A 21,807-nucleotide genomic window follows, 5' to 3' on the forward strand; every position below is an offset into this window, starting at 1 on the left:
CTCAGTCGCGCGTCGGTGCCGGTGCGGACTCGACGAGAGTCCCGGCGTCGACGTCGGGATCGACCCACGTGATCCCGGCGTAGCGCCGGAACCACGAGACCTGACGGCGCGCGTACCGGCGGGTCAGCGCCTGCGTCTGCTCGATGGCGCTGACCTCGTCGAGCTCGCCGCGCAGCTGCGCGAGGGCCTGGGCGTACCCGATCGCGCGAGAGGCGGTGACTCCGCCTTCAAGGCCGGCGCGTCGCAGCCCCGCCACCTCGTCGAGCATGCCGCCGCGCCACATGCGCTCCACGCGCGCGTCGAGCCGTTCGACCAGCGCCGCGCGTTCGACGTGGACGCCGATCAGTCGCGTGTCCGGATGCCACAGCACGGGCGCCGCCGGCAGTGCGGCGCCGTGGGTCTCGCCGCCCTGGGCGAGGATCTCGAGCGCCCGCACGATGCGGCGGCCGTTGCGGGGGTCGATGCGGGCGGCGGTGGTCGGGTCCTGCTCCTGGAGCCGCGCGAACAGGGCGCCGGGTCCTGCGGCGGCGAGCTCGGACTCCCATTGCGCGCGCAGCCGGTCATCGCGCGGTGGGAAGCGGAAGTCGAACACGACGCTCGAGACGTAGAGTCCCGAGCCGCCGATGAGGACGGCATCGCCGTCGCGCTCGAAGATGTCGCGGATGATCGAGCGAGCGCGCGGCTGGTACGTCGCCACGGCCGCCTCGTCGGTCACGTCGAGCTCGTCGAACAGATGGTGCGGGATGCCGCGGCGATGCTGCGTCGGGAGCTTCGCTGTGCCGACGTCCATGCCCCGATAGAGCTGCATCGCGTCCGCGTTGACGATCTCCGCACGCCGACCGGCGCCGCCGAGCGCCTCGACCAGGCGGAGCGACAGATCGGTCTTGCCCGTGCCGGTGGCGCCGACGACCGCCCACAGCCGCGGCGCGGCGGTCACGAGCCGACGCGGAGCGCCGGCAGCCCGAGCGACACCGCACGCGGCGCGCTGCTCTCGCCGGTCCCGGTCACCGCGGGCACGCCGCACGACGCCGCCTGCGCGCGATCCCACGCGTCGCCGGCGCGTGTGCGTCGGATGCGCAGCGGACCGCCCGCCGGATCGTCCGCGAGCAGGTGGAAGGGCGCCGCATGCGTGACGACGACCGTCACCACGTCGCCGGGACGCGGCACGGACGACCCGTCGGGGACGGCGAAGTGGACGAGACGGTTGTCTTCGGCGCGTCCGGTCAGGCGGTGCGTCTCGGCGCCCTTCTTGCCCTCGGCCGACGACACCAGCACCTGCACCTCGCGGCCGAGCTGCTTCTGGTTCTCCTCGAGGGCGATGCGGTCCTGCAGCGTCATGAGCCGCTCGTACCGTTCCTGGACCACGGCCTTGGGCACCTGGTCCGGCATGGTCGCCGCCGGGGTCCCCTCTCGGATCGAGTACTGGAACGTGAAGGCACTGGCGAATCGCGCCTGTTCGACGACCCGGAGCGTGTCGGCGAAGTCCTCCTCCGTCTCTCCCGGGAAGCCGACGATGATGTCGGTCGAGATGGCGGCGTGCGGCATCCGTTCGCGGACCCGATCGAGGATGCCGAGGAACTTCGAGCTGCGGTACGAACGCCGCATCGCCTTGAGGACGCGGTCGGACCCGGACTGCAGGGGCATGTGCAGCTGCGGCATGACGGCAGGCGTCTCGGCCATCGCGTCGATGACGTCGTCGGTGAACGCCGCGGGATGCGGGCTCGTGAAGCGGATGCGCTCGAGCCCCGGGATCTCGCCGGCCGCCCGCAAGAGCTTCCCGAACGCCTGCCGATCACCGAACTCGACGCCGTAGCTGTTGACGTTCTGGCCGAGGAGCGTGACCTCGACGGCGCCGTCGTCGACGAGCAGACGGATCTCGTTCAGGATGTCGCCGGGCCGACGGTCCTTCTCCTTGCCCCGCAGGTGCGGAACGATGCAGAAGGTGCACGTGTTGTTGCATCCGACCGAGATCGACACCCAGCCGCTCGCCGCCGAGTCGCGCTTGGTCGGCAGCGTCGACGGGAACGTCTCGAGCGCCTCGAGGATCTCGAGCTCGGCCTCGCCGTTGTGGCGGGCGCGCTCGAGCAGGCTCGGAAGCGACCCCATGTTGTGGGTGCCGAAGACGACGTCGACCCACGGCGCCTTCTGCTGCACGACGTCCTGGTCCATCTGCGCGAGGCAGCCGCCGACGGCGATCTGCATGCCGTCGTGTCGGTCCTTGCGGGACTTCAGGTGCCCGAGCGTCCCGTAGAGCTTGCCGGCGGCGTTGTCGCGCACGGCGCACGTGTTGATGACGATCACGTCGGCTTCGGCGCCCGCATCGGCGCGGACGTAGCCGGCGCTCTCGAGCGACCCGGAGAGTCGCTCGGAGTCGTGGACGTTCATCTGGCAGCCGAAGGTGCGCACCTCGTAGGTGCGGGCGCGGCCCTCGGCCGAGAACGCGGCCGGGGACGGCGCGATCAGGGTGGGCGCGCTCGAAGGAGTGGACATGATGCCCTCATTCTACGATCGCGTTCGTGGGGCCGACCCCGCGCCGGGCGGCCCCACGAATGCGATCCTCGCGGTCAGGGCGCGGTGACCGGCCCCGCCGTCGCCGTCGCGAGAGTGACCGCGGCGACGGTCCCCAGGGCGTCGACCAGTCCGAGGCGCAGCGCCGAGACGCGGTACTGCGCCGTGCTGTCGCCCGAAGCCGGGAGGGCGGTGGCCCCCGGCGGCGCCCCGGGCTGATCCGGCTGGACGTTGACCATCAGCGAGACGACCGACGGCAGCGCGTCGATCACTCCGCCCAGGGCGGTGATCACCGGGGTGACGAGCCCCGCCAGCGTGCCGCCGAGCGTCGTCAGCGCACCGGTCACGGTGTCCGACACCGTCGTGGTGAGCCCGGACAGGAGCGTGGCGGTCAGACCCTCGACGACACCGAGCAGGTCGGTCACCGTCGGCAGACCGAGCGCCGCCAGCAGGGTGTTGACCGGGCCCACCAGTCCGACGACGTCGGCATCGATCGAGAGCGCGGCGGTCCCGTCGAGCGCCGCACCGAGGGTGCCGGTGAAGGCGATGTCCGCCGACAGGACGTCCAGGCCGAGCAAGGTGACCGGAGGCAGTCCCGGAAGGATCGGTGGAATCGTGATCCCCGGGGCGGCGACGAGCGCTTCCAGGTCGATCACCAGCGATGACTCGCGCAGTTCGGCCGTGAGCGCGGCGACGATCTGCGTCGTCCAGGTGTCGAGCAGCAGGCCCGCGCGATCGACGATCGGGTTCAGCACCGTGTCGTTGAGGACGACCTCGGTGTTGGGCGCCGCGTCGTTGAGCGAGGGCAGGAGGGCGTCGAGGTCGACATCGATCGTGCCGTCCTGCAGGTCGATCGTGATCACGCCATCGGTGAGGGGCGCGCTGAGCAGCCCGCTGACCGAACCGAGCAGATCGAGGCCGGTCAGCGACACGTCGCCGCTGACGGAGGTCGTCAGAACGCCCGGGAGCGCCAGATCCACCTGGGCGCCGACACCGGAGGCGATCAGGCCGCCGGGGCCGGTCAGGAGGTCCACGGCATCGCCCAGCGTGTCGACGGCGTCCGTGACGCCCGACACGAGTCCGCCGACGACAGGGGCGTCCAGTTGCAGGCCGAGGCCCGCGATGCCGTAGTCCCGCACGATCGCGGTGGCCGGAGCCGTCTCCCCCCACAGCTCCTCGCGCAGCAGGGCGCAGCCGTCGAGCTGCGAGCTCGCCGCGACGGCGCCGATCTCGAGGTCGACGTCGGCGATGCCCGCGATGCCCGGCAGCACCCCGCTCAGCCCGACGCGGGCCGGCGCCGGCAGCGACGCGGGCGGCGTGGCGTCCGACACGAGGACCGCGCCGGAGTCGTTCACGAGTCCCGACGCACCCACGGCGGTGCCGTCGGTCGCGACGTTCGCATACTGGTTGACCGCACCGAGCTGTGCCCCGGGGAGGCCCACGGTGAACCCCGTCAGGTCAACGTTGATCGCGCTGAGCGCGGTGACGTCGAAGGGGTTGGCGTAGACGTACTCATCCGGCGGCGCCGAGCCGAGATCGATCGCATCACCCGGCGAGACGGTCACGTCACCAGCGCCGTCGAGCGCGAGACGCATCTGCTCGAGCTCGGCGATGGGGTCGAGGTTCAGCCCGAGGAGCGAGCCCGAGAGGAAGCGTCCGGACGCGACGGACGCGAAGCCGGTGCCGTCCGTGCAGTCGATCGTCGACGTGCCGACCTGGCCGTGGACCCACTCCGTCGTGTTCCACGCCGCCGTGGTCGCTGTCACCGTCAGGGGCACGGCGACGATCGCCACGGCCGCGAACGCGACGGCGGATCGGGTGCGGTTTCTCATGCGCGTGCCTCCCGGCGGTGCAGGCGCAGGGCGAGACCTGCGGCGAGGAATCCTCCGGCGAGCGCCAGGACGGCGGCCAGAGCCGACAGGTCACCACCGGTTGCGGGGATCGTCGGTGATCCTGCTCCCGGAAGCTGCGGTTGCGGTTGGGGTTGCGCCGGAACGCTGCCGTCGATGGCGACGGCGGTGAGACCGACGCCCATCTCCCCGGTCAGACCCATGAGCGTCGTGTCCGCCATCGCCTCGGGACTGTCCTCGATCCCGAGGGTGACGAGCAGGCTGACCGGCGCTTCGGCGGCGAGGTCGGGCAGCGCGAAGGTCGGGCTCGACGCGCTGTAGTCGTCCGCCGGCGTCGCGACCGTGACCGGCTGTGCGCCCACGGCGCACACGGGGGCGTCGGGCAGGCCCGTCCATTCGACGCCGCACGAGTCGACTCTCATCTCGAGTCCGCGCGGATGGTCGACGAGCGCGCCGTCCTTCCGCAGCTCGAGCGCGAGGGTCGCGGTCGAGGCGTCCTCGAGGCGCGCCTGCACCTGCCATGCGCGGGTGTCCCCCGGGCTCAGGTCGCTGAACTGAGCCGGGTAGGGATCGGCCGCGAGAACCAGGCGTCCGGGCGCGCCGTTCTCCGGCACGTCGACGAGTGCCGCTTGGGCAGCGCCCGCCAGCAGAACGCTTCCGGTGACCAGCAGCGCGATGGATCCGGCCGTCGCGGCCGCGACGGCCGCACGGCGACCGCGCGGTGAGCGGTTCATGAGCGCGCACGTTTCATGGGTGGAACTCCTCGTTCAGGCTTCGTCGGGCTCGGCGTCCTCGCGCCGGTTCCCGGTGGGCCACAGGGCCCAGGCGATCGCCGAGGCGATCAGGATGCTGCCCGCGATCATGACGATCGGGGTCTGCGCCCACAGCACGACCGAGCCGACTCCGGGTGCCGACACGAGCACGCGGGGGGCCTCGTCGACGCGGTAGGTCTGGGTATCGGCGAAGTCGTTGTCATCGCCCTGGAGCGTGAGCTCGCGGGCATCCGCGGACGTCGTCACGGTGTCGATCGCGACGATGCGATGCGTCACCGGCTGCCCGGTGTCGGGACGGGTGACCGTCACGACGTCCCCGACCTCGAGGTCGGCCGCCGCCGTCGCCTGCGAGATCGCCGCAGCTCCCACCGGCATGGTCGGCGTCATCGATCCCGTCACGAAGACGACGAGCGAGAGACCGAACAGCCACGCGGCGATGAGCCAGGCGATCGTGATGATGCCGACGATGCCGAGAACGGTGATCACGGCATCGCGGATCCGGTCGACCCGGGAGGCGCCGTCGGTGACAGCGCCTCCCGAGTCGACGACGTCGCCGCCCACCGTGGTGCCGTCCTCGGCGTCCGTGGTGGTGTGCGTCGTCATGGGATCAGGACGTGGCCTGGAACTCCCACGCGGGCGCAGCGGTCAGGCCCATGTAGTCGTCGATGGTGGTGCCGGGTGCAAGGGGCAGCGTGTCGGGCAGCGAGATCTCGAAGCAGTAGAACTGCGTGCTTCCCGCCGCTTCGAGCAGGGCCTGAGCCGCCGATCCGCCCGTCGACGCCAGAGGACCGTCCGCGATGAGGGTGGCGGTGCTACCGGCGGCGAACGCCGTCGCGTCGCAGGCGAAGGAGGCGTCGTCGGTCGCGACGCGCACCTCGAGGGCGTCGAAGAGGAGGCCGGCGGGGTCGTCGACCGCGATGCCGGCAGCGGGCACCGCCGCCTGAAGCTCGACGGAGCCGGCGATCGACTCCGTCGACGTGCGGAGCGCCACGGCGGCGAAGACGGCGTCCCCCGGGGTCAGGTCGATCGCGTCCGGGCCGAACACGATCTCGCCGCCGGGGTTGTCGGGCTCGTTCGTGAAGTCGGCGTCGTCGGTGAAGGGTGCGACGGTGTTCTGCTCGACGGAGAACGTCGACGTGCCGACGCCCGGGCCGCCAGTGCCGTCGCCCCCGAACACCCATTCCGTGTCCGTCCAGGCGGCCAGCGTCGCCGTGACGCCGATGCCGAGGGCTGCCCCGCCGGCGGCGAGGGCGAAGACCTTGCGACGGGTCGTGGCCCGCGTGGTCTGAGTGTTCATGTACCGAGCTCCCTTGATTCGACCGGCGGTGTGGCGCCGGCTCCGGTGTGATTCGAGGCGACGCTATGGGCACGGGCACAGCGGACGACAGCCGACGCGAACCGCCCCGGTGGTGAAACCGGTAGTGGGGGTGCACGCATAGAGGTCGGGCTGGAACTTTCCGGAGCGATCTCAGTAATTACTCAGGGCAGTCTCAGTAGCCGGCAAGCGCGCGGACAGTGGCAGCGGTCTCACGCGCTCGGTAGGTTGTCCTCCGTAACCGAGTCTCACTGGGGAGAGGAGCCGGGGCATGACAGAGCGAGGACGCCGGCACGAGCCGTGGGCGCAGCCTCCGTCCGAGGATTCGATCGGTGGAACAGAGCGCGATCCTGCGGCGATCGCCACGTCTCTCCTCGCCGGCAGGTCGATCGTGGCTGGTGGACCTCTCGGTTCCGGCAAGAGCTTCCTGATCGCCCGAGTCGTCGCGGCGCTTCAGGAGCTCGGCGCCGAACCCCTGGTCATCCGCGGGTCGGCAGCCCTGCGCCGAACGGCCCTCGGGGCTCTGGAAGTGGCGCCGGACCCCCGGGCGCCAGCTCTCGCCGACGGCGTCGCGGGCACGGGACCTCTCGTCCTCATCGTGGACGACGCGCAGGAGCTCGACGCGGCGTCGCTCGCCACGGTCGTGCGTGCCGTTCACACGCATCATGCGACCGGCCTCATCGCCGTGACGGAGCCCCGGCTGCCGACCGCGCCCCGCAACGACGTCATCGAGGTCATCGACGACCTCTGGATCTCGGGAAGCGCCGATCGCTGGGAACTTCCCGCCCTGTGCCCTCGCGAGGCCGAGCGTCTTCTCGAGGAGTTCGCAGCGGACGATCCGTTCGACAGCGTGACCCGCGCCGGCATACTGTGGGCGGCAGACGGCTCGCGCCTGCTGCTGCGTGCCCTCGTGGACGCCGCCCGCGCCGAGATCGCGGCGGGTCGCGATCCGCTGACCATCGTGTCCGAGGGTTCGACGCGCGGGTCGCTGGCTGCAGTCCTGCACGCTCACGTCCGCGAGCTGGAGGACGACCAGTTGGGCGCCCTCGTCCTCCTCGAGCGAGCTCCTGGTCTCCGCTACGCCGATGCGGCCCGCCTCGTGCCGGCGAGCGTTCTCGACGATCTGCGCTCGACCGGTCTGCTCCACGACGACGGGAGCACCGGGCACCGACTGAGCGTCAACCGCGCCCTCGCCCGCGCGGCAGAGCGCGTGTGGGGACGAGAGCGCAGCCGAAACGCCGTCGGGGAGATGCTCGATCGGATGCTGCGCGACGGGGGTCGGTGGTGGAGCAGACCGCTCGCGCGCCAGCTCGCCGACCGCTGGGTACGCGAGGTGGCGCACCCAAGCGATCTGAATGAGGTCGCCGCTCCCCTGATGCAGCGGGTGATCCTCGACGCCGCCCGCGACGCGAACGACCACGGCGACGCAGCCCATGCGGCCGCGTACGCCGCGTGGCTCGACGACGAGCACGACACCCCTGCCATCACGCTCGAGCATCGCTTCGCGCAGGTCGTCCTCGGCTCCGGGCGTCCCGGCACATCCTTGCTCGACCTCGATCCCGAGGACCATCACCGCGCGCGATCGCTCGTGATGCTGCTCGAGATCGATGATCGGGACGACCGACTCGACGGCGCCCGCGCCATCGGCGTGCGCGTGGACGACGCGACCGACTGGGAGCGTGCCGTCGGGCGTGCCCGCGCTGCCCTCGACGACCTGAGACTCCGGGATGCGGTCGTGCTCGCCGAGCATGTTCGCCGCCATCCCGATACGAATCGCGTCAGCGACCGGGTCGGGGCCGAGCTGCTCGAGGCGATGTCGCGCGCCTACCTCGGCGAGACCACCGCGATGCACGAGGCGCTCGGGCGCTCCCACCGTCTGTTCCGAACCGGGAGCTTCGAGGACGCGCTCGACCGCCTCGCGGCGCGCTGCTTCCACCTCGCCTGCCACACCGTGGCCGGCACGGACGACGCGGGGGCGGTCTCGCACCTCGCGACGGAGCGGGAGAGCGCCATTCGGTCCGGGGGCGGCGGCGTCGCCGGAGCATCGTTCGCCGCCGTCCTCGTCGAGGTGCGGCGTGGGCGCGTCCTCCCCGCTCTCCGCGAGCTCCGCGCCGCACGCCGACGGGCCGATTTCGCCGGCGGCGAGGCCGTCGGACTGATCGAGCTCGAGACCGCCTACGGGCTCGCTGCGTTCGGATACCCGAGAGAGGCCGCGGAGCTGCTCTCATCCGTCGAGCAGCGGGGAACGGGCAGCCGGGTGTTCCGACAGTCGTTCGCAGCGACATCAGCCGTGGTCGCGGCGACCAACGGCGCCCTGTCGGAGGCGCACATGCATGCCGCCGACGCCTGGGCAGTGAGCAGTGAGACGGATGCCGTCATGCTGCAGCTGCGGGACCTGCACCGTCTCGTGGTGCTCGATCATCCGTGCGCTGCGAGCAGTCTGATCCTCATGCGCGAACTGGCCGCGGACGTCGAGGCTCCGACCGCGCGAGACCTGGTGCGCGCCGCCGAGGAGGCGTTCTCCGAACGCGAGCGGGAGGGCTGGCGAGCGGATCGGGCCCTCGCGCGTCTCCGCCTCTCTCTCGTTCCGCATGGGACGCGGCCGGCAACCTCCACCACGACGTCGGTTCCGGCCGTCTCCGTGGAGCTCACCGCCCGCGAACGGGAGATCGCGCTCCTGGTCGAGGACGGGCTCTCCAACCGACAGATCGCTGGAGCCCTCTTCCTGTCGGTGCGGACCGTGGAGTCGCACATCTACCAGGCACGCGCGAAGGTGGGTGCTCCGAGCCGCCGCGAACTCGGCGCGCTGGTGGCACGTCATGGGGCGCATCGCGCGCCGACCGTCCCGCCGGCCGGCGACGAGTCACCGCCGCCCGCGAACGGTCACCCGTCGGTCTCGGCGAGAGCCTGACGCGCCGCGTTCATCGCGAGAGAGCCCGAGAACCCCCGGCGCGCGAGCTGCCCGTGGAGGCGCCGCAGCGCGACGTCGTGATCGAGGCCGGACATCCCCCGCGCGCGCTGGCGCGCGAAGTCGAGCGCCCGGTCGGCCTCGTCATCCGGCATCGACGCGAGCGCGATGTCGATGACCTCGCGATCGAGACCGCGCTGGGAGAGCGTCCGCGCTATGGCGGTCGCTCCCTGAGCTTTGCGACCCAGCGCATTGTCGAGGAGTTGTTCCGCGAGGCGAGCATCGTCCAGGTAGCCGTTGCCCTCGAAATCGGCCAGGATCTCCTCGGCCACGGCGTCGTCGATCTCGGCGTCTGTCAGCGCTCGGCGGGCTTCGCGCAGGGAGAGCGACCGTGTACGCAGCTTTCGCAGCAGCATCCGTTCGCCGCGGGCACGAACGTCGTCGGGCTCCAACGCGGATCCCGCCGCGGACGCGCCCGAGCCCGAGCCCGACGATGCGACGGTCGGCACCACGGAGCGCCCCGCCGACACGGACGTCCCGGAGGAGTCGCGTTCCCCCGTCCACGTCGTGTGCCATCGCCGCGACTCCGAAGCCTCACCATCCGGCACGGACCGGTCGTGCGTCCGCGGCTCTCGCGAGCCGAAGAGAGGGACGACGGGGGCGAGGCGCTCGTCCTCTCCCCCGTCGTCGAATCTCACGGTCACGCGGGCCGGCGGGCCGCGAGCTCGTCGGACTCGCTGACAGCGGCCTCGCCCTTGGGCTGGCCGATCTCGAGCTTGACCAGGATCTTGTTCTCGATGTCGGTTGCGACATCGGCGTTCTTGATCAGGAAGTTGCGGGCGTTCTCCTTGCCCTGACCGAGCTGCTCGCCGTCGTAGGTGTACCACGCACCGGACTTCTTCACGATGCCGTGCTCGACCCCGAAGTCGATGAGGCTGCCCTCGCGCGAGATGCCCACGCCATACAGGATGTCGAACTCGGCCTGCTTGAAGGGGGGCGCCATCTTGTTCTTGACGACCTTGACGCGCGTCCGGTTGCCCACCGCCTCGGTGCCGTCCTTCAGAGTCTCGATGCGACGGATGTCGAGTCGGACCGATGCGTAGAACTTGAGCGCCTTGCCACCGGCGGTGGTCTCGGGCGAGCCGAAGAAGACGCCGATCTTCTCGCGGAGCTGGTTGATGAAGATCGCCGTGGTCTTGGTCTGGTTGAGGCCACCGGTGATCTTGCGGAGAGCCTGAGACATCAGACGCGCCTGGAGACCGACGTGCGAGTCGCCCATCTCACCCTTGATCTCGGCCTCCGGGACGAGGGCGGCGACCGAGTCGATCACGACGAGGTCGATCGCGCCGGAGCGGATCAGCATGTCGGCGATCTCGAGCGCCTGCTCACCGGTGTCGGGCTGCGAGACGAGCAGCTGGTCGATGTCGACACCCAGCTTCTGTGCGTATCCGGGGTCGAGGGCGTGCTCGGCGTCGATGAACGCGGCGATGCCGCCGGCGCGCTGCGCATTGGCGATCGCGTGGAGCGTCAGCGTCGTCTTGCCCGAGGACTCCGGGCCGTAGATCTCGACGATGCGGCCGCGCGGGAGACCGCCGATGCCGAGAGCGACGTCGAGGGCGATGGACCCGGTGGGGACGACCTCGACGGGCGCGCGCTCGTCGGAGCCCAGGCGCATGACCGAGCCCTTTCCGAACTGACGATCGATCTGGGCGAGGGCCGATTCGAGAGCCTTCTCGCGGTCAGCGGGTGATGGCATGGCGTGCTCCTTATGCTCGCGGTTCCGACTGCCTGTAGGCTGTCGCGCCGGCGGCGGGAGCCGTCGTGCTGCGACAAGGCATGGGGTGTCTTTCCGACTCGGCTCACGCTACGCAGGGCCTCCGACATCGCCGGTGAGCCCTCCGATCCGGTGGATCGAAGTCGGGCGGGACGCCCTGTGCAGGAGCCTACGCTCGATTCGAACGGATCTTCGACGACACGCCGGATCCGGAACTCAGCGTTCGCGAGGATCCAAGCGGCCCACGCCGTACCGGCGCGCAGCCGGGACGTCCGCCTCGGCGCACAGCGCCAGCCAGACCGAACGCGGCGGCTCGCCGTCGGCCAGGGCTTCGCGGGCCGTGCGATTGCCGAGCGGCTGCAGCGTGAGATCCGACAGCAGTGCGACGGACTGAGCGCCGAATTCGTCGGCGACGGCACGCTCGAACTCGCTTCGACGCATGAGGAGGACGCCGTCAGCGAAGCGACAACTCGGGCGCCACCAGGTCGTCGTCGAGTCCCGCGATGTCGTCGGGCACGACGTCCGCGATGGTGGGGATGCCTTCGAGGACGGAGATCCGGTCGCCGACCTCGCGCATGATCGTGGAGATGGGGACGTCGAGCGCCTCGGCGAGGGAGGCGATGATCTCGCTGGAGGCTTCCTTCTGACCGCGTTCGACCTCACTGAGGTAGCCGAGGGCGACACTGGCGCGACTCGCGACCTGGCGGAGCGTACGACCCTTCTGGAGGCGAAGGTCACGCAGAACATCGCCGATCTCCTGTCGAACCAAGATCATCTCGGACCCCCTCCTTCGTCATCGTCCTGTCGCGTCCCGGGTGGACAACGGTATCTCATCCGACAGCCACCCTAGCCCCGCCCCGCTGTGGGTCGGATGGGAATTGACAGTCGGTGCGGACAGTGACATGAACTCGTCGCGGGGACCCGGTATTCCCGCGTCAGAGCGCCGCGAGCGCGAGGCGGATGGCGTGCGCCGTCGCCTCGGCCCGGATGCCCGCGCGGTCCCCGTCGATCACGACGCTGTCGACGCGGACCCCCAGCGCGGTCGCGACCGCGATGTGGACCGTTCCCACCGGCTGCCCGTCGGGAGAGTCGGGGCCGGCGATGCCGGTCGTCGCGACGCCGACATCGGCTGCCGCGCTTCCCGGTCCGAGCGCCGCACGGACGCCCTCGGCCATCTGGCGTGCGACCCGCGGGTGCACCGGCCCGTGCGCTTCGAGCAGGGCTCCGTCGACACCGAGAAGGCGCTGTTTGAGTTCGGTCGCATAGGCGACGATCCCGCCGCGGACGACCGCGGACGCTCCGGGCACCGCCACGAGATCGGCGACGACCAGACCCCCGGTGAGCGACTCCGCGATGGCGATCGTCCACTCGAGCTCGCGGAGGCGATCGACCAGCCGCTCGGCGTCGGTGCGGCGCCCCGACGATACGAGCGTCGACTCCACGTCGTCCGGCAGTTCGTGGACGTGCTCGCGCGCGCTCATCGGCGCGAGGTCCGACCGGACCCGGCCCGCACGGCGGTGATGACGTAGTCGATGCCGCTGGCCACGGTGAGGACGACGGCGATCGTCATGGTCACGGTGTTGAGGACGTGCACCCACTCCCCCACCACCGTCCACAGCGGCAGCAGGGCGAGCGAGAGCGCCACCGCCTGCGCGACCGTCTTCAGCTTCCCCATCCAGGCGGCCGCGACGACGTGGTCGCCGGCGACCACGAGACGGTGCACGGTGATGCCGAGTTCGCGGACGAGGACGAGGATCGTGAACGCCCACGGCAGCTCACCGAGGATCGAGAGCCCGATGAAGGCCAGACCCGTCAGCACCTTGTCGGCGATCGGGTCGAGCAGCTTCCCGAGATCGGTGACGATCTCGTAGCGACGCGCGAGGTAGCCGTCGATGCCGTCGGTGGCGATGGCGACGATGAAGAGCGCGGCGGCCCACCAGCGCAGCGCGCCGTCCGCCCCGTCGTCGGCGAGCAGCATCCAGACGAAGACGGGCGCGCACAGGATGCGCACGATCGTGATCGCGTTCGGGAGCTGCCTCGGGATGGCCACGGAGCGAGCCTAGCCGTCAGTCGCGGCCGGTGAGGCCCCAGGCGTCCTCCGACGCCTCGTCGGCGTCGACGACCTCGAGTCCGTCGAACTGCGCGTCGAGCGGATCAGGCGAGGCCGCGGGGGTGGCCGGTGGCTCCTCGCCGCGCAGTCGCGCCAGAACCGCGGGGAGCTGCTCGGGCGCCACGAGGACGTCGCGCGCCTTCGACCCCTCGGAGGGCCCGACGATCTCGCGGGACTCGAGCAGGTCCATGAGACGCCCGGCCTTCGCGAAGCCCACGCGCAGTTTGCGCTGCAGCATCGACGTCGAACCGAACTGGGTCGAGACGATCTGCTCGGCGGCCGCCAGCAGCAGCTCGAGGTCGTCGCCGATGTCGGCGTCGATCTCCTTCTTCTCCGCGACCGCCGCCACGTCGGAGCGGTACTCCGGCTGCGCCTGGCCCTTGACGTGCGAGACGACCTTCTCGATCTCCGATTCGGCCACCCAGGCTCCCTGGACGCGGATGGCCTTCGACGTCCCCATCGGCAGGAAGAGGGCGTCACCCTGCCCGATGAGCCGGTCGGCTCCGGGCTGGTCGAGGATGACGCGGGAGTCCGTGACGCTCGTGACCGCGAAGGCCAGCCGCGACGGCACGTTCGCCTTGATGAGGCCGGTGACGACGTCGACCGACGGTCGCTGCGTCGCCAGCACCAGATGGATGCCGCTGGCCCGGGCGAGCTGGGTGATGCGGACGATCGAGTCCTCGACGTCGCGCGGAGCGACCATCATGAGATCGGCGAGCTCGTCGACGACCACGAGCAGGTACGGGTACGGCTTGAGCATACGCTCGCTGCCGGCGGGCAGCTGGATCTCGCCGGCCACGACGGCCTTGTTGAAGTCGTCGATGTGGCGGAAGCCGAACGACGCGAGGTCGTCGTACCGCATGTCCATCTCCTTCACGACCCACTGCAGCGCCTCGGCGGCCTTCTTGGGGTTCGTGATGATGGGGGTGATCAGGTGCGGGACGCCGGCGTAGCTCGTGAGCTCGACGCGCTTCGGGTCGATGAGCACCATGCGCACATCGGTGGGCTTCGCGCGCATCAGGAGGCTCGTGATCATCGAGTTGACGAAGCTCGACTTGCCCGAGCCCGTCGAGCCGGCCACGAGGAGGTGGGGCATCTTCGCGAGGTTCGCCACGACGAAGCCGCCGCCGACGTCCTTGCCGACGCCGATGGTCATCGGGTGCGTCGACGATGTGGCGGCGTTCGAGCGCAGCACGTCGCCGAGCGTCACGATCTCGCGGTCGGTGTTCGGGATCTCGACGCCGATCGCGCTCTTGCCCGGGATCGGGGCGAGGATGCGGACCTCGTTCGATGCCACGGCGTAGGCGATGTTGTTCGTGAGCGCGGTGATCTTCTCGACCTTGGTTCCCGGGCCGACTTCGATCTCGTACTGGGTGACCGTCGGACCCCGCGAGAAGCCGGTGACCTTCGCGTCGATCGAGAACTGCTCGAAGACGCCGGTGATGGCGCGCACGATGGCGTCGTTCGCCTCGGAGCGGGTCTTCGCGGGCGTGCCCGCGCCGAGAGCGGCGACGGCCGGAAGCCGGTACGGGGTCGTCGGCGGCTGGCCGTGGAAGTCACCGCCCAGACCGGTGAGCCCGGGAAGCTCGTCGATCTCGCCGGTGTCGCCGTCGTCGCGCACGGCGGTGTCGGCCGCGCGGCCGGAGCGCGCGGCCTGTGCGGCGCGCTCGATGACGGCGGGGTCGATGACCTCGGTCTGCGCGTCGGGCAGCGGCGGCACGGGCGGAGGCGTCGGCGCCGGGGCCGGCGCGACCGCCTGCTCGAAGCCGCCGGCGATGGAGGGGCCGAGGAGCTCGGTCAGATCCTGCGACCCGGCGCCGTCGTCGGGGTCCTCTTCGCGTCCGCTCTTGTTGCGACGCCACCACGGCAGCGCGTCGTCGTCCTCATCGTCGTCGGCCGCGGCATCCGCCTTCTTGCCGCGCTTGGACGAGAATGCCACGGTCGGAGCCTCGCCGTCGGGGTCGGCGACGGCGCGCTCGGCGCCGAACATCCAGGCGTAGAGATCGCCCAGTCGGACGCCGATGCGATTCGGCGGGGTCTTGGTCAGGATGAGGATGCTCAGGACGACGAGCAGCCCGAGCACCGCCGCGGCGCCGTACTCCGTGAGGATCGTCAGCGGCTCGCCGACGGTCCAGCCGAACAGTCCGCCCGCCTCGCTCAGTCCGGGCAGTCCCAGACGCGGCTCCGGCCGGCCGCCGAAGACGTGGCAGAAGCCCGCGATGGCGAGAACGAACATGCCGAAGCCGATGCCGATGCGGCCGTTGTCGTGCACGGACGCGGGGTGTCGGAACAGCCACCCCGCGAGGAACAGCAGAAGCACGGGCATGATGAACGCCTCGCGGCCGATCAGGGCGCCGACCGTGTAGGCGCTGATGAGCGTCCCGGGCTCGGTGCCGATGAGGAACCACTCCACGGCCGCGCCGACGATCGCGAGCAGCACGAACAGGAACGGCAGACCGTCGCGGCGCTGATCCTTCTCGAGCGTCTCGGGCCCGAAGGCCCGGAACATCCCGCCGGTCGCGTGGGCGAGCCCCATCCACGCGCGAGCGATCACCGGCGGTCGATCGTCGTCACCGACGTACCGCTTGGGCGGCGGGTCGCTCTTGCGGGCGCGCGCTGTCGAGGTCTTCGCCGGTGCGCGGCGTCCGGAAGGCGCGTTCGTGCTCCTGGCCATGCGTCCCACGGTACGCCGGGCCACCCCGGATCTCGCGGAACGACGCGGGTATCGACCCGGGTCAGGCCTCGATCACGAGCGGCACGATCATCGGACGGCGGCGCAGCGACTGATTCACCCAGCGTCCGATCACGCGACGGACGACCTGCGAGAGCGCGTGGTTGTCACGGACACCCGACTGCACCGCCTCGGCGAGCGCCGCGGCGATCTTCGGCTTGACCCCCTGGAACACGGAGTCGTCCTCGGCGACACCGCGGGCGTGGATCTCGGGCCCGCTGACGACCTGGCCCGTCTTCGAATCGACCACGACGATGACGGAGATGAAGCCCTCCTCCCCCAGGATGCGACGATCCTTGAGGTCCGCGTCGGTGATCTCGCCGACGGTCGAGCCGTCGACGTAGACGAAGCCGATGTCGAGCTGGCCGACGACCTCCGCGACGCCGTCCTTGAGGTCGACGACGGTGCCGTTCTCGCCGAGGATCGTCCGCTCGGCGGGAACGCCGGTGTCCTGGGCGAGCTTGGCGTTGGCCATGAGGTGGCGGTACTCGCCGTGCACCGGCAGGACGTTGCGCGGCTTCAGGATGTTGTAGCAGTAGAGCAGCTCGCCGGCAGCCGCGTGCCCCGAGACGTGGACGCGCGCATTGCCCTTGTGGACGACGTTCGCGCCGAGCTTGGTCAGGCCGTCGATGACGCGGTAGATCGCGTTCTCGTTGCCGGGGATCTGGCTCGAGGCGAGGATGACGGTGTCACCCGGTCCCGGCTCGATCGCGTGCTCGAGGTTGGCCATGCGCGAGAGAACCGCCATCGGCTCGCCCTGGGAGCCGGTGGACATGTAGACGATCTGATCGTCGGGCAGGTCCTTGGCCTTCTTGTAGTCGATGAGGACGCCGTCGGGCACGTTGAGGTAGCCGAGGTTCTCGGCGATGGTCATGTTGCGCACCATGCTGCGCCCCAGGAAGGCGACACGACGGCCGTTGGCGGCCGCGGCATCCACCACCTGCTGCACGCGGTGCACGTGGCTCGAGAAGCTCGCGACGATCACGCGGCGGGGCGACTTGCTGATGACCTGGTCGAGGACCGGACCGATCGCACGCTCGGTCGGGGTGAACCCCGGCACATCCGCGTTCGTCGAGTCGACGAGGAAGAGGTCCACGCCCTCCTCTCCCAGGCGCGAGAAGGCGCGGAGGTCGGTGATCCGGCCGTCGAGCGGCAGCTGATCCATCTTGAAGTCGCCCGTGGCGAGCACGAGGCCCGCCGGCGTGCGGACGGCGACGGCGAGGGCGTCGGGGATCGAGTGGTTCACGGCGATGAACTCGAGGTCGAACGGTCCGACCTGCTCGCTCTGCCCCTCGGTGACCGTCAGCGTGAACGGACGGATGCGGTGCTCTTTCAGCTTCGCCTCGATGAGGGCGAGCGTGAGCCCCGAGCCGATGAGGGGGATGTCGCCCTTGAGCTTGAGGAGATACGGCACCGCGCCGATGTGGTCTTCGTGGCCGTGCGTGAGGACGACGCCGACGATGTCGTTCAGGCGGTGCCGGATGGGCTCGAAGTCGGGGAGGATGAGGTCGACACCCGGCTGGTGCTCCTCGGGGAAGAGGACTCCGCAGTCGATGACGAGGAGCTTCCCGTCGTACTCGAAGACGGTCATGTTGCGGCCGACTTCGCCGAGACCGCCGAGCGGGTAGACCCGCAGCGTTCCGGACTCGAGGGCGGGCGGGCTGAAGACGTTCGTGGGCATGTGCGTGCTTCCTCGGGATGCGGGCGATCCCCGGCATCCCGTTGTTTCGTCTAGCGGGTCGTCCCGTGCACCTTGGGCAGGGCACCGCCGGCGGCGGCATTGCGGTCGGGACGGAAGTTGGAGAAATCGGCGCCCGGAACACCCGAGACGAGGGCGAGCTCGTCCTCGATGAGCGCGGCCTCCCACTCTTCGGGGCCGACGAGCGGCAGGCGCACGCGCGGGCTCGAGATGCGACCGAGGCCGTGGAGGATGTACTTCGCGCTCACCGTGCCGGGGACGTGCGTCATGGTCGCGCGCACGAGCGGCTCGAGGCTCTTGTGCGCCGCGGTCGCCGCGGCGAGGTCGCCGCGGTTCACGGCGTCCACGATGGTGCGGTACGGCGTCGCGGTGATGTTCGCCGTGACGCCGATGAGACCGACGGCGCCGATCGACAGGTGCGGCAGGACGTTGGCGTCGTCGCCCGAGAAGTACATGAGGTCGGTCTGGTTCAGCACACGGCTGACCTCGCTGAAGTCGCCCTTGGCGTCCTTGACGGCGAGGATGTTGGGGTGCTTGGCGAGGCGGAGGATCGTCTCGTACCTGATGGGCACGCCGGTGCGCCCGGGGATGTCGTAGAGGATGACCGGGAGGTCGGTGGCGTCGGCGACGAGCCGGAAGTGCGTGAGGATGCCGGCCTGGGTGGGCTTGTTGTAATACGGCGTGACGATCATGATGCCGTCGGCGCCGGCCTTCTCGCTGGCTTTGTAGAGCTCGATCGCGTGCGCGGTCTCGTTCGAGCCGCCTCCGGTGATGATCTTCGCGCGGCCGGCCGAGACGGACTTGCCGACCTCGACGAGGCGGAGCTTCTCGGGGTCGGTCAGCGTCGAGGTCTCGCCCGTCGTGCCGGTGACGACGATGCCGTCCGCGCCGGCGGTGATGACGTCGTCGATGTGCTTCTCGACCGCGGGCCAATCGACTTCGCCGTCGGCGGTCATCGGGGTGACCAGCGCGACGAGAACCTGCCCGAAGGGATTGCCCGCATGCGTCATGCTCCCAGGGTATCGGTTCCGTCCCGGCGAGGCCGCTGCGCGCCCCGCCGACGCGACCCCGCCCGGGCTCGGCGATACGTTCGTCGGGCCGGTGGTGCCGGTGCTGCGTCTCGAGCTGCCGAGGCCGCACGAGCACCAGCTGCCCGACGCGTGTATCCGCCTCGCCGTCAGGTGCACGCGCGGAGGACGCTCAACCGCGTCAGGATCGCGCGCTCGACACGCGGCCAGTCGAAGACGACGAGGGCATAGTCGAAGCGCAGCGTCTCGAAGCCCTGTGCTGCAGCCTCCGCGTCCCGGACGAGGTCTTTGTGGCGGAGCGTTCGCCCGTCGTGATTCTGCCGACCGTCGACCTCGATGATCAGCACCCCGGCGGCGAGGAAGTCGACCCGCCCCACTCCGTTGACGAAGACCTGGCTCTGAAGCGAGATGCCCAACCGCCAGAGTCGGAGCCTCAGCAGCGACTCGAGTCCGCTGTCCGCATCGGGGCGCGCGAGATCGACCAGGTAGCGGAACCGCGCCGAAAGGCTCGCGCGCACCTCGGCGCGGTCGGCCGACGTGAGGAGGCCGAGCCGCCAGGCCGACTCGAACGCGGCGAAGAAGCCCTCGGCGCCCTGGCACGATGCCGTCTGGATCAGGGCGTGCACGACCGAGACCGCGCCGAACGCCGCGTCGTCGCCGTCGCGATGGGTGACGCAGCGGCATCCGGGATGCGGGTGGACCCGCCCGGCACGGCCCACCCGGACATGCAGCCGCTTCCCCGGGTCCAGCACCCAGACGCCGCAGCGCCGGAGGGCGGAGGTGCAGCACAGCTCACCGCCGTGGGCCGCGGCCTCGACCAGCTCCGGGTCGGCGTCTGGCACGGCATAGACACCGGCACGCACCCGCGTCAGCACTCCGCCGTCGACCGCGCGCGCGAGCTGCAGGCGCGTAACACCGCGCGACGTCAACCACCGCGACCGCACACACCCGCCCATGACTCGGATCCTCGCGGCCAGCTCGTGTGCGCTCATGCTCCAACGCTGGCGGCGAGCGGGAGCACAGGGCAGGTGCCGCGGGGGTTCCGTGGACCCGTCGCGCGCGCGGCCAGGCGGGGAGGGACGGGTGGGCGAGTGGACGGGCGGCCCGCGGATACGTCTGTCGGACGGGCGGTGCGGGATGCGACCCGGCGGCTGTCCGCGGCGACTCCAGCCCCACCGACCCGACGAACGTATCGGCAAGAGGTGCCAGGCGCCGATCGTAGGGTGACGTCATGGCCTGGACGACGCGAGGCACCCGCGCGGTGTACGACAACCGGTGGATCTCGGTGCGCGAGGACGAGGTCACCGGCCCCGCCGGCGACGGCATCTACGGCGTCGTCGAGATGCGGCATCCGGCCGTCTTCGTCGTCGCGCTCGATCGCGACGACCGGGTCTGCTTCGTCGAGGTCGACCGCTACACGACCGGCCGTTCCCTCGAGGTCCCCGCGGGCGGCAGCGACGGCGAGGATCCGCTCGTCGCGGCGCAGCGGGAACTGCTCGAGGAGACGGGACTGATCGCCGCCTCCTGGGAGCCGCTGGGACGGATGAACGCGCTCAACGGCATCGCCGTCGCCCCCGAGCACGTCTTCCTGGCCCGGGAGCTCTCGATCGCGCGCGACGCCGAACGCTCGCAGCTCGAGGAAGGCATCGAACGGGTCATGTGGATGCCGTTCGCCGACGCCCTGCGTGCCGTGATGTCCGGAGCGATCAGCGACGGTGAGACGGTCGCCGCGCTGGCCTACGCCGGCATCCGGCTCGGCCGCTTCGCCTGAGGATCAGGTTCGCCCGAGGATCAGGTTCGACGAAGGATCGGATCGGCCTGGGGATCAGGGCGCGACGCGGCCGTTCGCGTTGAACGCCGCGTGCGTGAGCGGCATGAGCTCGCGCCACGCCGTCTCCATCTTCTCGGCGCACATCTCGATCTCGCGCTGCGGGAACGACGGGAAGTGCGTCCCCTCGACCTTGGTGCGGAGCGAGAGGAAGTTCATGAGCGCGCGGGCGTTCATCGTGACGTACATGGACGAGTAGATGTTCAGCGGCAGCACGATGCGGGCGACTTCGCGTGCGACGCCGGCCGACAGCATCCGCTGGTACGCCTCGAACGCCTGGATCGAAGCGGCGCGGGTGGTCTCGTCGACGACGGCGAACTGCTCGTCGGTCCCCGGGTGGAACTCGTACGCTCCCGGCTTGCCCACCTGGTTCAGGTTGCGCTCGCGCGCGGGCACGTAGAAGACCGGTCGCAGCTCGCGGTAGCGGCCCGACTCCTCGTTGTAGGACGCCATGCGGTGACGCATGAACTCCCGGAACACGAAGATCGGCGCCTGGACGTAGAACGTCAGGGAGTTGTGCTCGAAGGGCGAGCCGTGACGGTCGCGCATGAGGTAGTTGATGAGGCCTCGGTCGCGGCTCGTCGCCTCGGTGCCGGCGGCCGCGGCATCTAGCGTCTGCTCGCCCTGGGTCGACACGCGCGCGGCGAACAGGACGTCGGCGTCGGCGGCACTGGAGCGGACGAGCTCGACGGTGACGTCGCTGCGGAATTCGATCGCGGATTCGGACGGGGTCTGCTCGGCGTCGCTCACCCAGCCAGCGTACCGTCAGCGGCCGCGTCCGCCGGCCCCGGATGGCGCTACTGTGATCTGTCGTGGACCTCCTGACCGCTGCGATCATCCTCGCCGTCCTGCTGACGGCGACCGTGATCCTGGGTCTCGTCATCCGGTGGCGCGACGGGCGGCCCCGGTCGGTCTCGCACGAGGAGACCGTCGACCCGTTGCGGCTCGGCGCGGCTCCCGATGCGCTCGGTCGGACGGCGACGCTGCTGCAGTTCAGCACGGCCACGTGCTCGCGCTGCCCGGGCGTCCATCGCCTGCTCGCCTCGCTCGCCGGCGAGGAGGAGGGTGTCGCGCATCTCGACGTCGACCTCACCGACCGCCCCGACATCGCACGCCACTTCAACGTCCTGCAGACCCCGACGACCCTCGTGCTCGACTCGCGCGGCGTCGTCCGCACCCGGTTCGGCGGCATTCCCGGGCGCGAGGTCGTCCGTCTCGAACTGCTGCGCCTGAACGGCGAGACCGCCGCCGTCTGAGCCCGGAGCGGTGCAACGGTGCCGACC

The 21,807-nt window shown here is 70.7% G+C and carries 20 protein-coding genes; 3 read left to right on the forward strand and 17 right to left on the reverse strand.

The window, feature by feature from the left end:
- Position 1: 1 nt before the first annotated feature.
- From miaA to F6B42_RS10005, 6 genes are all read right to left on the reverse strand, one after another.
- Positions 2 to 937: a tRNA (adenosine(37)-N6)-dimethylallyltransferase MiaA gene (gene miaA, locus F6B42_RS09980; RefSeq protein ID WP_150419459.1), complete on the reverse strand. Its 936-nt coding sequence runs from the start codon at positions 935 to 937 to the stop codon at positions 2 to 4.
- Positions 934 to 2,490 carry a tRNA (N6-isopentenyl adenosine(37)-C2)-methylthiotransferase MiaB gene (miaB, locus tag F6B42_RS09985; protein WP_150419460.1) on the reverse strand — a complete coding sequence of 519 codons (1,557 nt, stop codon included), beginning with the start codon at positions 2,488 to 2,490 and terminating at the stop codon, positions 934 to 936. The genes miaA and miaB overlap by 4 nt, the downstream gene beginning before the upstream one ends.
- A 74-nt stretch (positions 2,491 to 2,564) precedes the next feature.
- Positions 2,565 to 4,340: a choice-of-anchor G family protein gene (locus F6B42_RS09990; RefSeq protein ID WP_150419461.1), complete on the reverse strand. Its 1,776-nt coding sequence runs from the start codon at positions 4,338 to 4,340 to the stop codon at positions 2,565 to 2,567.
- Positions 4,337 to 5,092 carry a hypothetical protein gene (locus tag F6B42_RS09995; RefSeq protein WP_150419462.1) on the reverse strand — a complete coding sequence of 252 codons (756 nt, stop codon included), beginning with the start codon at positions 5,090 to 5,092 and terminating at the stop codon, positions 4,337 to 4,339. The genes F6B42_RS09990 and F6B42_RS09995 overlap by 4 nt, the downstream gene beginning before the upstream one ends.
- Before the next feature lie 33 nt (positions 5,093 to 5,125).
- The gene (locus F6B42_RS10000) at positions 5,126 to 5,734 is read right to left on the reverse strand and encodes a signal peptidase I (RefSeq protein WP_150419463.1); all 609 of its coding nucleotides are present in this window, start codon (positions 5,732 to 5,734) and stop codon (positions 5,126 to 5,128) included.
- Between the two features lie 4 nt (positions 5,735 to 5,738).
- Complete coding sequence (locus F6B42_RS10005; protein WP_150419464.1) at positions 5,739 to 6,428, reverse strand: SipW-dependent-type signal peptide-containing protein; 690 nt, start codon at positions 6,426 to 6,428, stop codon at positions 5,739 to 5,741.
- A 409-nt stretch (positions 6,429 to 6,837) separates the two neighbouring features.
- Between F6B42_RS10005 and F6B42_RS10010 the strand changes: the two genes are divergently transcribed.
- Positions 6,838 to 9,357, forward strand: a complete 2,520-nt coding sequence (locus tag F6B42_RS10010) for a LuxR C-terminal-related transcriptional regulator (protein ID WP_150419465.1) — start codon at positions 6,838 to 6,840, stop codon at positions 9,355 to 9,357.
- On the opposite strand, the gene F6B42_RS10015 is transcribed toward F6B42_RS10010, so the two are convergent.
- The 10 genes from F6B42_RS10015 to F6B42_RS10060 all read right to left on the reverse strand — a co-directional run bounded on the left by F6B42_RS10015 (position 9,330) and on the right by F6B42_RS10060 (position 19,688).
- Positions 9,330 to 9,863, reverse strand: a complete 534-nt coding sequence (locus F6B42_RS10015) for a regulatory protein RecX (RefSeq protein WP_223878430.1) — start codon at positions 9,861 to 9,863, stop codon at positions 9,330 to 9,332. The genes F6B42_RS10010 and F6B42_RS10015 overlap by 28 nt on opposite strands.
- Positions 9,864 to 10,054: 191 nt before the next feature.
- Positions 10,055 to 11,110, reverse strand: a complete 1,056-nt coding sequence (gene recA, locus F6B42_RS10020) for a recombinase RecA (RefSeq protein ID WP_150419466.1) — start codon at positions 11,108 to 11,110, stop codon at positions 10,055 to 10,057.
- 234 nt (positions 11,111 to 11,344) lie between these two features.
- Entirely contained in the window at positions 11,345 to 11,569 is a 225-nt protein-coding gene (locus F6B42_RS10025) for a DUF3046 domain-containing protein (protein ID WP_150419467.1), read from the reverse strand.
- 13 nt (positions 11,570 to 11,582) lie between these two features.
- Entirely contained in the window at positions 11,583 to 11,903 is a 321-nt protein-coding gene (locus F6B42_RS10030; protein WP_150419468.1) for a helix-turn-helix domain-containing protein, read from the reverse strand.
- Positions 11,904 to 12,063: 160 nt separating this feature from the next.
- Positions 12,064 to 12,609 carry a CinA family protein gene (locus F6B42_RS10035; protein WP_150419469.1) on the reverse strand — a complete coding sequence of 182 codons (546 nt, stop codon included), beginning with the start codon at positions 12,607 to 12,609 and terminating at the stop codon, positions 12,064 to 12,066.
- Entirely contained in the window at positions 12,606 to 13,178 is a 573-nt protein-coding gene (pgsA, locus tag F6B42_RS10040; protein ID WP_150419470.1) for a CDP-diacylglycerol--glycerol-3-phosphate 3-phosphatidyltransferase, read from the reverse strand. The genes F6B42_RS10035 and pgsA overlap by 4 nt, the downstream gene beginning before the upstream one ends.
- 16 nt (positions 13,179 to 13,194) lie before the next feature.
- Entirely contained in the window at positions 13,195 to 15,912 is a 2,718-nt protein-coding gene (locus F6B42_RS10045; protein WP_150419471.1) for an FtsK/SpoIIIE family DNA translocase, read from the reverse strand.
- Positions 15,913 to 15,973: 61 nt separating this feature from the next.
- Positions 15,974 to 17,650: a ribonuclease J gene (locus F6B42_RS10050; RefSeq protein ID WP_150419472.1), complete on the reverse strand. Its 1,677-nt coding sequence runs from the start codon at positions 17,648 to 17,650 to the stop codon at positions 15,974 to 15,976.
- A gap of 50 nt (positions 17,651 to 17,700) precedes the next feature.
- Complete coding sequence (gene dapA / locus F6B42_RS10055; RefSeq protein WP_150419473.1) at positions 17,701 to 18,678, reverse strand: 4-hydroxy-tetrahydrodipicolinate synthase; 978 nt, start codon at positions 18,676 to 18,678, stop codon at positions 17,701 to 17,703.
- A gap of 167 nt (positions 18,679 to 18,845) precedes the next feature.
- Complete coding sequence (locus tag F6B42_RS10060; RefSeq protein WP_223878431.1) at positions 18,846 to 19,688, reverse strand: type IV toxin-antitoxin system AbiEi family antitoxin domain-containing protein; 843 nt, start codon at positions 19,686 to 19,688, stop codon at positions 18,846 to 18,848.
- Between the two features lie 239 nt (positions 19,689 to 19,927).
- Between F6B42_RS10060 and F6B42_RS10065 the strand changes: the two genes are divergently transcribed.
- Positions 19,928 to 20,467: an NUDIX domain-containing protein gene (locus F6B42_RS10065; RefSeq protein ID WP_150419474.1), complete on the forward strand. Its 540-nt coding sequence runs from the start codon at positions 19,928 to 19,930 to the stop codon at positions 20,465 to 20,467.
- A 54-nt stretch (positions 20,468 to 20,521) separates the two neighbouring features.
- Here F6B42_RS10065 and thyX read toward each other — a convergent pair whose 3' ends face one another.
- Positions 20,522 to 21,274 carry an FAD-dependent thymidylate synthase gene (gene thyX, locus F6B42_RS10070; RefSeq protein ID WP_191089325.1) on the reverse strand — a complete coding sequence of 251 codons (753 nt, stop codon included), beginning with the start codon at positions 21,272 to 21,274 and terminating at the stop codon, positions 20,522 to 20,524.
- 62 nt (positions 21,275 to 21,336) lie between these two features.
- On the opposite strand from thyX, the gene F6B42_RS10075 reads away from it, so the two are divergent.
- Complete coding sequence (locus F6B42_RS10075; RefSeq protein ID WP_150419475.1) at positions 21,337 to 21,780, forward strand: TlpA family protein disulfide reductase; 444 nt, start codon at positions 21,337 to 21,339, stop codon at positions 21,778 to 21,780.
- Positions 21,781 to 21,807 lie beyond the last annotated feature (27 nt).

The sequence above is a fragment of the Microbacterium radiodurans genome (assembly GCF_008710705.1).
Taxonomy (GTDB): domain Bacteria; phylum Actinomycetota; class Actinomycetes; order Actinomycetales; family Microbacteriaceae; genus Microbacterium; species Microbacterium radiodurans.

What these genes read in the sequence shown, in the direction of transcription:
- miaB (WP_150419460.1), bottom strand. Translation starts at nt 2,490, where the DNA reads ATGTCCACTCCTTCGAGCGCGCCCACCCTGATCGCGCCGTCCCCGGCC.
- F6B42_RS09990 (WP_150419461.1), bottom strand. Translation starts at nt 4,340, where the DNA reads ATGAGAAACCGCACCCGATCCGCCGTCGCGTTCGCGGCCGTGGCGATC.
- F6B42_RS09995 (WP_150419462.1), bottom strand. Translation starts at nt 5,092, where the DNA reads ATGAACCGCTCACCGCGCGGTCGCCGTGCGGCCGTCGCGGCCGCGACG.
- F6B42_RS10000 (WP_150419463.1), bottom strand. Translation starts at nt 5,734, where the DNA reads ATGACGACGCACACCACCACGGACGCCGAGGACGGCACCACGGTGGGC.
- F6B42_RS10005 (WP_150419464.1), bottom strand. Translation starts at nt 6,428, where the DNA reads ATGAACACTCAGACCACGCGGGCCACGACCCGTCGCAAGGTCTTCGCC.
- recA (WP_150419466.1), bottom strand. Translation starts at nt 11,110, where the DNA reads ATGCCATCACCCGCTGACCGCGAGAAGGCTCTCGAATCGGCCCTCGCC.
- F6B42_RS10025 (WP_150419467.1), bottom strand. Translation starts at nt 11,569, where the DNA reads ATGCGTCGAAGCGAGTTCGAGCGTGCCGTCGCCGACGAATTCGGCGCT.
- F6B42_RS10030 (WP_150419468.1), bottom strand. Translation starts at nt 11,903, where the DNA reads ATGATCTTGGTTCGACAGGAGATCGGCGATGTTCTGCGTGACCTTCGC.
- F6B42_RS10035 (WP_150419469.1), bottom strand. Translation starts at nt 12,609, where the DNA reads ATGAGCGCGCGCGAGCACGTCCACGAACTGCCGGACGACGTGGAGTCG.
- F6B42_RS10045 (WP_150419471.1), bottom strand. Translation starts at nt 15,912, where the DNA reads ATGGCCAGGAGCACGAACGCGCCTTCCGGACGCCGCGCACCGGCGAAG.
- F6B42_RS10050 (WP_150419472.1), bottom strand. Translation starts at nt 17,650, where the DNA reads ATGCCCACGAACGTCTTCAGCCCGCCCGCCCTCGAGTCCGGAACGCTG.
- dapA (WP_150419473.1), bottom strand. Translation starts at nt 18,678, where the DNA reads ATGACGCATGCGGGCAATCCCTTCGGGCAGGTTCTCGTCGCGCTGGTC.
- F6B42_RS10060 (WP_223878431.1), bottom strand. Translation starts at nt 19,688, where the DNA reads ATGAGCGCACACGAGCTGGCCGCGAGGATCCGAGTCATGGGCGGGTGT.
- F6B42_RS10065 (WP_150419474.1), top strand. Translation starts at nt 19,928, where the DNA reads ATGGCCTGGACGACGCGAGGCACCCGCGCGGTGTACGACAACCGGTGG.